Origin of the sequence: Vreelandella andesensis (assembly GCF_003989795.1) — a bacterium.
GTDB lineage: Bacteria > Pseudomonadota > Gammaproteobacteria > Pseudomonadales > Halomonadaceae > Vreelandella > Vreelandella andesensis.
Window position 1 is genome coordinate 22,258 of the sequence record NZ_RZHG01000030.1, and the last position, 10,033, is coordinate 32,290.

General features: G+C 52.4%; 10 protein-coding genes and 1 tRNA gene. 2 read left to right on the top strand and 9 right to left on the bottom strand.

Translation table 11 applies throughout. The annotated features are described in order from the left end of the window. Positions 1-22: 22 nt before the first annotated feature. The 9 genes from ELY33_RS16065 to ccoN all read right to left on the bottom strand — a co-directional run bounded on the left by ELY33_RS16065 (position 23) and on the right by ccoN (position 8,798). Complete coding sequence (locus ELY33_RS16065; RefSeq protein WP_126948918.1) at positions 23-718, bottom strand: sulfite exporter TauE/SafE family protein; 696 nt, start codon at positions 716-718, stop codon at positions 23-25. Further along, the gene (gene ccoS, locus ELY33_RS16070) at positions 715-936 is read right to left on the bottom strand and encodes a cbb3-type cytochrome oxidase assembly protein CcoS (RefSeq protein ID WP_126948919.1); all 222 of its coding nucleotides are present in this window, start codon (positions 934-936) and stop codon (positions 715-717) included. The genes ELY33_RS16065 and ccoS overlap by 4 nt, the downstream gene beginning before the upstream one ends. Continuing rightward, complete coding sequence (locus ELY33_RS16075) at positions 933-3,410, bottom strand: heavy metal translocating P-type ATPase (RefSeq protein ID WP_126948920.1); 2,478 nt, start codon at positions 3,408-3,410, stop codon at positions 933-935. The genes ccoS and ELY33_RS16075 overlap by 4 nt, the downstream gene beginning before the upstream one ends. Beyond that, positions 3,407-3,931 (bottom strand): FixH family protein, encoded by a 525-nt coding sequence (locus ELY33_RS16080; RefSeq protein WP_126948921.1) that lies wholly within the window; start codon positions 3,929-3,931, stop codon positions 3,407-3,409. The genes ELY33_RS16075 and ELY33_RS16080 overlap by 4 nt, the downstream gene beginning before the upstream one ends. Positions 3,932-3,938: 7 nt before the next feature. Further along, positions 3,939-5,375 (bottom strand): cytochrome c oxidase accessory protein CcoG, encoded by a 1,437-nt coding sequence (gene ccoG / locus ELY33_RS16085; RefSeq protein ID WP_126948922.1) that lies wholly within the window; start codon positions 5,373-5,375, stop codon positions 3,939-3,941. Between the two features lie 213 nt (positions 5,376-5,588). Further along, positions 5,589-6,518: a cytochrome-c oxidase, cbb3-type subunit III gene (ccoP, locus tag ELY33_RS16090; RefSeq protein ID WP_126948923.1), complete on the bottom strand. Its 930-nt coding sequence runs from the start codon at positions 6,516-6,518 to the stop codon at positions 5,589-5,591. Next, positions 6,515-6,739, bottom strand: coding sequence for a cbb3-type cytochrome oxidase subunit 3 (locus tag ELY33_RS16095; RefSeq protein WP_126948924.1), 225 nt, complete (start codon positions 6,737-6,739; stop codon positions 6,515-6,517). Before ELY33_RS16095 ends, ccoP begins: the two co-directional genes overlap by 4 nt. A gap of 3 nt (positions 6,740-6,742) precedes the next feature. Continuing rightward, entirely contained in the window at positions 6,743-7,351 is a 609-nt protein-coding gene (ccoO, locus tag ELY33_RS16100) for a cytochrome-c oxidase, cbb3-type subunit II (protein ID WP_126948925.1), read from the bottom strand. A gap of 19 nt (positions 7,352-7,370) precedes the next feature. After that, positions 7,371-8,798, bottom strand: coding sequence for a cytochrome-c oxidase, cbb3-type subunit I (ccoN, locus tag ELY33_RS16105; RefSeq protein WP_126948926.1), 1,428 nt, complete (start codon positions 8,796-8,798; stop codon positions 7,371-7,373). A gap of 177 nt (positions 8,799-8,975) precedes the next feature. On the opposite strand from ccoN, the gene ELY33_RS16110 reads away from it, so the two are divergent. Then, the gene (locus ELY33_RS16110; protein ID WP_126948927.1) at positions 8,976-9,707 is read left to right on the top strand and encodes an alpha/beta fold hydrolase; all 732 of its coding nucleotides are present in this window, start codon (positions 8,976-8,978) and stop codon (positions 9,705-9,707) included. A gap of 128 nt (positions 9,708-9,835) precedes the next feature. After that, positions 9,836-9,911, top strand: a tRNA-Val gene (locus ELY33_RS16115). Positions 9,912-10,033: the final 122 nt, after the last annotated feature.

Consider the following 10,033-nt stretch of genomic DNA (forward strand, 5'->3'; position numbering starts at 1 on the left):
ATCAAGCTAGAGACGAGTTCGCCTAATGCGCTGTGAGGGGAATAAGTGTCCATAGTTGCCAAAGGGCGAAGCTAATAATCGACAGTGCTGCGATGCTTCGAGTGGCGGGGTGGCGAATTAAATGGCTGAGCTGCTGTGCTGCGAGGCCAGTTACCAGCAGGGCAGGGAGTGTACCCAGTCCAAAGGCCCCCATCAGGAGAGCGCCATCGAGTGGGTCTGCAATGGCGAGACTCCAGGCTAACATCGAATAAACCAGGCCGCAGGGAAGCCACCCCCATAGTGCGCCCAGAGCGAATGCCTGAGGAAGGTACACAACAGGCATCAGGCGCCTTCCTACGGGCTCTATATAACGCCAAAGGTGCCTTCCAACGGCTTCTACTTTTAAAAGTCCTTTCCACCAGTTGGCAATATAGAGTGCCATCAGTATGAGCATCAAAGCGGCGAACGCCTGCAGTGCAACACGCGCCGTCGGCGTGAGTGAGATAAGCGTGCCAAGTGCAGCAACCATAGCACCTGCCATCATATAGCTGAGGATACGTCCCGCGTTATAGCTTAACAATAACCCCCCCATGCGTGCTGGGTGGCGCATGCTGGGCGGTACGGCAAAGGTGAGTGCGCTCATGATGCCGCCACACATGCCGATACAGTGCGCGCCGCCCATTAAGCCAAATACAAACGCTGCAAGTAGGGGCGGTAAATCAAATCCCGTGGGATTCATGGGGGTGGCTCTTGATTATCATGCGAAGAAGGTGCGTTTTTTTTACGCGCTGCGCGCTGCTCAGGGGAAAGGTCATTTTCATCATCGTCGAATAGAATGCGATGGGCTGGGCCTTCCAAGTCGTCAAACTGATCGTGCTTAACGGCCCAGAAGAACGCCCATACCGCGAGGCCCAGCAGAATCAGTGAAAGTGGAATCAGTAAATATAAGATCGTCATGCCGTCACCGGTGCTGATAGGGCAACTTGAGGGGCGGGCGGCGTACGCCAGCGCGTGAGACGAAGCGCGTTACCGACTACGACCAGGGAGCTTAGCGACATGCCAATGGCCGCAAGCCATGGGGGAATTAACCCCATTGCCGCTAAAGGAAGTGCCGAAAAATTGTAGCAAACTGACCACATCATGTTCTGACGCATGATGCGTCGCGTGGCACAGGAAATATCAATTGCCTCAAAAATACGCATTAAGCGTGGGCTGAGCAATATAGCGTCGGCGCGGGTGCGGGCAAGATCGGTGGCGCCATTCATGGCAATGGCAACATCAGCGCCCGCTAATACTGGCACATCATTAATACCGTCACCAATCATTACGACACGTTCACCGCTGGCTTGTAGCTCGCGTAATCGCGCAAGCTTACCCTCAGGCGATTTGCCTGCGTGCCAAGTAGCAATATTGAGTTGCGCCGCTAGACTCTCTACCGCGTCTTGTGTGTCGCCTGAAAGTAGTTCTACTTCTAGCCCACGGGCTTGAAGTGCGGCAACGGTTTGAGCTGCATCCTCGCGGATACCATCGTGCAGCTTGAACCAAGCACGCGGTTCAGCGTCTTCACTGAGCAGAAGCCACTGGCCGGCTCCTGGTGGCGCCAACCCGGTTGTGGTAGCGAAGTCTGGTTTGCCTAATCGCCAAATTGCGTCGTTTAAGGTACCTTCCAGACCGCTCCCCGTCACACTTCTGACGTTGCGTGCCTGCAGTGTGGCATCTCGGAACGGGCGGAATGCCCTGGCAATTGGGTGTTCAGAGTGCGCCTCTAGCGCCGCTGCAATGGCTTGCGCGTGCTCTTCACTGAGCGGTATATCGCTGTGGGCAGGATGCGGTTGAGTAATAGGATGCGTTTGGGTCAGCTGCATCTCACCACGGGTCAACGTGCCAGTTTTATCAAAAATTACGCGGGTGACGTTGGAAAGTGATTCGATTGCGTCAGCACGCGTAATTAGTACGCCTCGCTGGCGAAGTTGGCCATGCCCCGCTGTCAGAGCAGTGGGGGTCGCCAGTGCCAATGCACAAGGGCAGGTGACTACTAATACCGAGAGCAGCACCCATAGCATGCGTGAGGGATCGATAAACCACCATGCGACGGTGACACAAGCGGTAACGATCAGCAGACGTAAAACAAACAGGTGTGCCATACGCGCTGCCATTTGGGCAAGTCGGGGGCGGCTTGCAAAGGCGCGATCGGTTAAATCGACAATACTGGCCACTCGAGCGCTATTGCCCGCATGGGTTACCTTTATAATGAGTGGGTTTTCCATGTTTTGGCTGCCGCCCACTACGCCTTCGCCTACCCGACGCGTGACTGGCAAATATTCACCGGTGAGCATCGACTCATCCAGGCTGGATTCGCCGTCTTCGATAATGCCATCAGCTGGCACGCCATGACCTGGTTTGATTAGCACACGGTCGTCTACCTTGAGTTCACTAGCAGGCAGAATGCGTTCACTGCCATCAGCCTCAAGGCGGATAGCCGACACCGGTAAAACACCGCTCAGTGCATTACCGCTGTGACCGCTGCGCCGCCTGGCTCGGCCTTCCACATAGCGACCAAACAACAAGAAAAAGGTAAACATGGCGACAGAATCAAAATAGACATCGCCAACGTTAAACAGAACAGCGTAACTACTCGCCAAATAAGCACCGCCAATAGCCAGCGAAACAGGCACATCCATGCCAAGTACGCCCGTTTTTAGATCACGCAACGCGTTACGGAAAAAAGGCTGTGCAGAGAAAAATACCACGGGCGTGGCGAGTGCAAACGATAGCCAGTGAAACAATGCATAAAAATCTTCGCTAAGCTCACCTGGCCCCGATACATAAATAGGGATAGAGAACATCATGACCTGCATCATGCCTACCGCTGCGACAATCAGGCGACGCACCGTCATGCGTTCTTCATGTTGCAAGCGGGTTTGGGCTTGGTCAGGCTCGTAAGGCTGCGCATCGTAGCCAATTGCCGCTAATTCAGCGAATAGCTGAGAAAGGTTGATAATAGCGGGGTCCCAGCTCACCCGAAGGCGATGGTGGGTGAGGTTGACCGCGCTGGAAGTGATACCGTCAAGTGCATTTAAACGGTGTTCAATGAGCCAGGCACAAGCGGCACAGGTGATTCCGTCCACTGCCAGCGTGGCTCTTACATGCCCCTCGTCACCATCTGGGTGAACAAACTGCGCTTGTAGCCCTGGGTCATCGAACACTGACCAGGTTTCTGCTTTGACCGCTTGGCGCTCATCTGGGCGCTCAGGCATTTCTGTGCGATAGCGATAGTAGCTTTCCAGCCCACCATCGACGATGGCATGGGCGACGGCTTCGCAACCAGGGCAGCACAAAGAGTGGGGGGTTTCGTCAATGTTAATACGCCACGGTGCCCCGTCGGGCACCGGGTTGCCGCAGTGGTAGCAGCTAAGAGCGTTTGTGGTCATTCGTTCTCCGAGCGCCCACCTGGTAGCAGTGCGATCGTGTTTTCATCAGGGAAGCGAGCTTCGCCGATTAGTCGCCAATCTGCTTCATCGCCCTGTACTGGCTGCAACTGTAGGTACCAGCGATAACGCAAATTATCAGGTCCCTGGGTGATGTAGCGGCCTTCGCGCACATGCTCCAGTACAAACGATTGATCACGGTTATCTTCAGTGGGAAAAATAAGGTCCAGGTAAAGCTTGTCTGGCCGAGCATCGCCAGCAAGATCAACAACGATATCGCTGGTAAGCGGATCAATCCGAAGATCGGCGCTTAAGTTTAAAGCACGGGCTTGCTCTTGCTTCGCGAATACCATGTTAATGGCCTTGCCGTGCTCATAGTAATCTTCTTGAACTACCATGCCATCGTAACTTTTAATCGACATTACGGCATAAATTGTGCTGAAGATGATCGATGAAAACAGTAGGCCTAATAAAAACCATGGCCAAAACTGTTTGTACCAAGGGGGAATCGTTGAGTCTGGCATAACACACTTATCTCCTGGCGTTACCTAAGAAGCGGGCCTCACGCTCCTGGCGGATTTGCTCATCTTGCTGTGCTTGAAGCACAAAGGTAATCGGGTGACTGGGCTGGCTCAGGTCTTGAGGGTTCGCGAGGACGGTTATCACCTGAATGCGTGACTCGCCCGCAGGCACGCTAACCGAGGCATTATCTAGCGTTAAACTGGGTAAACCTGACACACTGATTTGGTAAGTGTGCGGCTCGTTATCAAGGTTGCGCACCGTGAGACTGTAAACATTACTGATTTGCCCTTCACGGGTCATTTGGTAAAGCTGTGTGCGCTCGCGCTCAGCGTCGAAACTAAGCGGCATGCGATCATTAACGGCCCAGGCAAACGCAACGACCATAATGATCAGCGCGACGAAGTAGCCGAGTAATCGAGGACGTAAAATATGGCTTTTATTACCATCTAACGCGTTCTCGGTTGTGTAACGAATCAGCCCTTTAGGGTAGCCCATTTTATCCATGACGCTGTCGCAGGCATCAATACAGGCGGCACAAGTAATGCACTCGTACTGCAGACCATCACGAATATCGATACCAGTTGGGCAAACCTGAACACATAGGTCGCAGTCGATGCAGTCGCCAAAGCCGGCTTCTTTCGCCTGGGTATGGCTAAGCGACTTTTTGCGTCGACCTCTTGGCTCGCCGCGTTCTTCGTCGTACGACACAATCAACGTGTCGCGGTCAAACATGACTGACTGGAAGCGCGCATAGGGGCACATATAAATGCATACCTGCTCGCGCAGCCAACCCGCATTTAAATAAGTAAATACCAAAAAGAAGCCAACCCAAAAATAGGACCAGCCATGCGCTTCTAGCGTAGGCAGCTCCATTACTAGCGTGCGAATAGGCGTAAAGTAACCTACAAACGTAATGCCGGTGGCCAGGGCGATCAGCAACCAAGCGGTATGTTTAGCCCCTTTTCGCCACGCTTTATCAGCGGTCATTGGCTGTTTATCGAGCTTAATGCGCCGATTTCTAGATCCTTCTATGCGGTGTTCAAGCCAAATAAACAAAAAGGTCCAGACGCTTTGTGGGCAGGTATAGCCACACCAAACGCGCCCAGCAAAAACGGTAATAAAAAATAGCCCGAAGGCACAGATAATAAGTAGCCACGAAAGCAATACGAACTCTTGCGGATAAAATGTGGCAGCAAAAATATGAAACTCTCGACCTGGCAGGTCAAACCATATGAGAGGACGATCGCCCCAGTTTAGCCAAGGGAGCAGGAAAAAGCCCAGCATCAGTGCCCAGTTGGCGCTGCGCCTTACTTTCTGAAAGAGCCCTTTAATTTCGCGCACATAAATATGCTGGCGCTTAGCGTACATATCCTGAGTAGTGCTTTCACTAGGGGTATGGTGCCCAACGGGCGGTGGCGTAATATCTTGGCTAGGTATTTTTTCCATGGCGATGATCACAGCTCGATAAGGCAGGGATGGGCGGCAGCATGGATATCGTGGCGTTAAACTTGTGACGCTAGATAACACAACTGTATGCCGTGTCGCTAAACAACAGTGTAACGGATAGAGAGGGTGTCTGGATGAGCGTTGGATGAAGAAAGGGTGCGGTTTGAAACCGCACCCTGTATACACCTAAAGATCTATGCTGTTATTGATAGGCTAGTCATTGAAGCGCAGGCTGTACACATAGGCTGCTACCAGGTGAACACGCTCTTCACCGATGTAAGCCGCTTGTGCTGGCATGTGGCCGTTACGACCGTTACGCAGCGTTTGGCGAACAGAATCAGCAACACTTTGTCCCGGTGCCAAATAGAGCCATACATTATCAGTTAGATTAGGAGCACCCAGCGCGATATTGCCCGTACCACTGGGGGTATGACACGCAGCACATGCTGCTAAGAAGGTGCTTTCACCACTGGCGGCACGTTCTGCGTCATGCTCTTCATCCGACATAGAAAGAACATATTGAGTAAGATTCTCAATATTGTTCTCACCAAGTTGCTGCCAAGCAGGCATTAGCCCATTACGACCGTTATTCAGCGTCATCATGATGTTTTCCGGCTCGCCACCATAGAGCCAGTCATCATCAGTCAGATTAGGAAAGCCGTAGCCCCCTTGGGCGTTAGAACCGTGACATACTGCACAGTTGTTTAGGTAAACGCGCTCCGCTACCCGCATTGCTTCAGCGTCTCTTGCCAGCTCAGGAATGGGTGTTTCCTGATACTGAGCAAAAATCGGCGTAAAGCGCTCTTCAGCATCAGCCACTTCTTTTTCCCACTGACTTTCTTGGGACCAGCCCAAGATACCTGCATAGTTGCCTAAGCCTGGGTAAAACACTAAGTAACCCAAAGCGAAAATGACGGTGAGAACGAATAGCTTAAACCACCACTGGGGTAGTGCATTGTCGTACTCTTCGATCCCATCGGCTGGGTGGCCAGTGGTCTCGACATTGCCATCGGCGTCTGGTGTCTTATCGGTTCGGCGGTTGGCAAATAATATCCAAACGCTTAGTGCGATAGTGCCCAGCGTGATGACAATAATCCAGGCGCTCCAGAAGCTGGATAGGGAGTCACCCCATAAATTATTCATGTATTTTTATCTCCCCTGTCGTGGCGGGAATCCACTTCGTGTTTAGGCGAAGCATGCTTATCACGGGTCGGTTGCTTATCATCATCTTCGTCAGCGAAGGGCAGGTTGGCCGCTTCGTCAAAGTCCGGTTTGCGTCGCTTTGAATAGGCCCATATAAAGATGCCGATAAAAGCGACAATCAAAATCAGCGTGATAAGACCGCGGAAAGTTCCCGTATCCATAACTTAACGAGTGCCCTCAAGCACGGTTCCTAACTGCTGCAGGTAGGCCACCAGTGCAGTAATTTCCTGGGTGCCGCGAACATCTTCTGTCGCAGTGGCGATATCTTCATCGTTGTAGGGCACGCCTAGCTGGCGCAGCGTGCGCATTTTGGCCGGTGTTGATTCGCCATCCAGGGTGTTTTTAAACAGCCAGGGGTAGGCAGGCATAATTGATTCAGGAACCACGTCGCGGGGGTTGTACAAGTGCGCGCGGTGCCAATCGTCGCTATAACGTCCACCTACACGAGCTAGGTCAGGTCCGGTGCGCTTAGAGCCCCACAGGAAGTTGTGCTCGTAAACCTGCTCGCCGGCTACGTTATAGTGGCCATAGCGCTCGGTTTCTGCGCGGAATGGCCGAACCATCTGAGAGTGGCAGCCTACGCACCCTTCACGACGGTAAATGTCACGCCCTTCCAGTTCCAGTGCAGTGAGAGGCTTTAGGCCTTCGACTGGTTCGGTTGTTTGCTTCTGAAAGAACAGTGGCACCACTTCGGCCAAACCGCCAAAGCTGATCGCAACCAGGATCAACACGGCGAGCAGGCCAACGTTCTTTTCTACAATCTCGTGTTTCATTGGTCTCAACTTCCCCGGTTTAAGCGGCTTGTGGCGCTGAAAAACTACCAATCGCTTCGCGACGCTTGACGGTCATATAAACGTTGTATGCCATGATCAGCATGCCTACGACCCAAAACAGGCCGCCTATCAGGCGAACAAAGTAGCCAGGTCCACTCGCTTCGACAGACTCAACAAAGGTATACATCAGTGTGCCGTCGGCGTTAATAGCACGCCACATTAGGCCCTGCATAATGCCGTTAACCCACATGGCCGCGATATACAGTACCGTACCGATTGTGGCTAGCCAGAAGTGCACGGCAATTAGGTTAACGGAGAACATTTCTGTACGTCCGAATAAGCGTGGGATCAGGTGATACATTGAGCCGATGGTAATCATTGCTACCCAACCAAGCGCGCCCGAGTGCACGTGACCAATGGTCCAGTCGGTGTAGTGAGATAGCGCGTTGACCGTCTTAATTGCCATCATTGGTCCTTCGAAGGTCGACATGCCGTAAAACGATAGGGCAACAACCAAGAAACGAAGGGTGGGGTCGGTGCGCAGTTTATGCCAGGCACCGGATAACGTCATCATACCGTTAATCATGCCGCCCCAGGATGGCGCAAGAAGAATGATAGACATGATCATACCCAGCGACTGTGCCCAGTTAGGCAGCGCCGTGTAATGCAGGTGGTGAGGGCCTGCCCACATGTAGATCATAATCAACGCCCAGAAATGGACGATAGAAAGACGGTAGGAATAAATGGGGCGTTCTGCCTGTTTAGGCACGAAGTAATACATCATGCCCAAGAAGCCAGCTGTCAGGAAGAATCCGACTGCGTTGTGGCCATACCACCATTGCACCATCGCATCTACTGCACCCGCATAAATCGAGGTGGAGTACATGGGGGTGACCGGAATCGCCGCATTATTAACGATGTGCAGCACCGCGACGGTCAGAATAAACGCCGCAAAGAACCAGTTCGCCACATAAATATGCGAAGTGGTGCGCTTTTTAATCGTCATTAAGAAGACGATAGCGTAGCTGATCCAAACGACCGCAATCAAAATATTGATCGGCCATTCGAGCTCTGCGTACTCCTTTGTAGTGGTATAGCCTAGCGGCAATGACACGACGGCGGAGAGAATAACCGCTTGCCATCCCCAGAAGGTAAACGCTGCGAGCTTGTCAGAGAATAAACGGGTCTGACAGGTACGCTGCACGACATAGTAAGACGTCGCAAATAGCGCTGAGCCACCGAAGGCAAAGATAACGGCGTTAGTGTGTAACGGACGGAGACGTCCGAAGCTTGTCCAAGGTAAGCCGAGATTCAGTTGCGGCCACACTAGTTGGGAGGCAAGGATGACGCCAAGTGTCATACCTACTATGCCCCACACAACGGTCATGATCGCGAACTGCCGAACTACCTTGTAGTTGTAGGTCGGGTGTTCCAGTGCTGTGCTCATTTCATGTTCCCATCGAACGCGGTTAGGGGGTAACCCGTGGCATTTTGCATCAACATTTTGCACGGGTGCGGCCACTCGCTTGATGATGCAGGTCAATATCCAGTATAGATTCTATCGCAGCCACGCCCTAAGCTGAACACGCCAATAGAAGTAACACTGAATTATTAGGAGTTAATTGTGTCGTATTACGCCGATTCTGGTTTCGTCGATATACCCCCGGGCGGTTTGAGCGATGCGTTAGCTAAGCCCGCCGCTCAGCGGTTTCTAGTGACTGGACACGGCCCGCTCTCTGTTGTGGGGCTGCCTAAAGTTGGTCGAATAATGCTTGCCCATGGTGCTGGAGCGGGCCATTGTTCCACATTTATGCGGCAATTTGCCGCGACGTTAGCAGCGCAAGGCGTGCAGGTGCTGGCAATTGATTTTCCCTACATGCAGCAGATTAACGAGCAAGGTAAGCGTCGCCCTCCACCCCCCATTAAACAAACGGTGGCTGATTTTGCGTCATGGTACTCGCTGATTGCGCCTTTAAGCGAACAGCCATTATGGGTTGGTGGAAAATCGATGGGTGGGCGCGTTGCAACCTTATTCGCCAGTGAACTGCTGTGCCACGAAATGCATTGCCAGGGGGTAATTGTTGCTGGTTATCCATTCCACCCGCCTAGAAAACCGGACAAGCTCCGCATAGGCCACTTTCCAGCTATTCGTTGCCCTGTGCATATTTTACAAGGCGAGCGAGATCTTTTTGGCAACGTAGGCGAGGTTTTAGGCTACCACTTGCCTAATAATATTCACGTAGCTTGGCTTGCCGATGGAGATCATGACTTTAAGCCTAGACGTATTTCTGGGTTAAATCAGCAGGTTTTGATTGACGAAGCGGCCATACTTGCGGCATCCTTCGTCCGCGCTTAATAAGCAGGTGCAGCAAGGTAAGCAATTAAGTAAGTGAAAAGGCAATGCGCTGGTTTAAATCGAAAATTTAAATGTGCCGTGTTGACATCTTACCAAGCTCCTGTAGAATTCAGCGCCACGTGACCAGCGGGTGGTTAGCTCAGTTGGGAGAGCACCAGCCTTACAAGCTGGGGGTCACTGGTTCGAACCCAGTACCACCCACCATTTATTTGGCCGCTTGGAATCGTGAAGTAGTAAGTCAGTATCAATTGATGTACATAAGTGGACCGGTAGTTCAGTCGGTTAGAATGCCGGCCTGTCACGCCGGAGGTCGCGAGTTCGAGTCT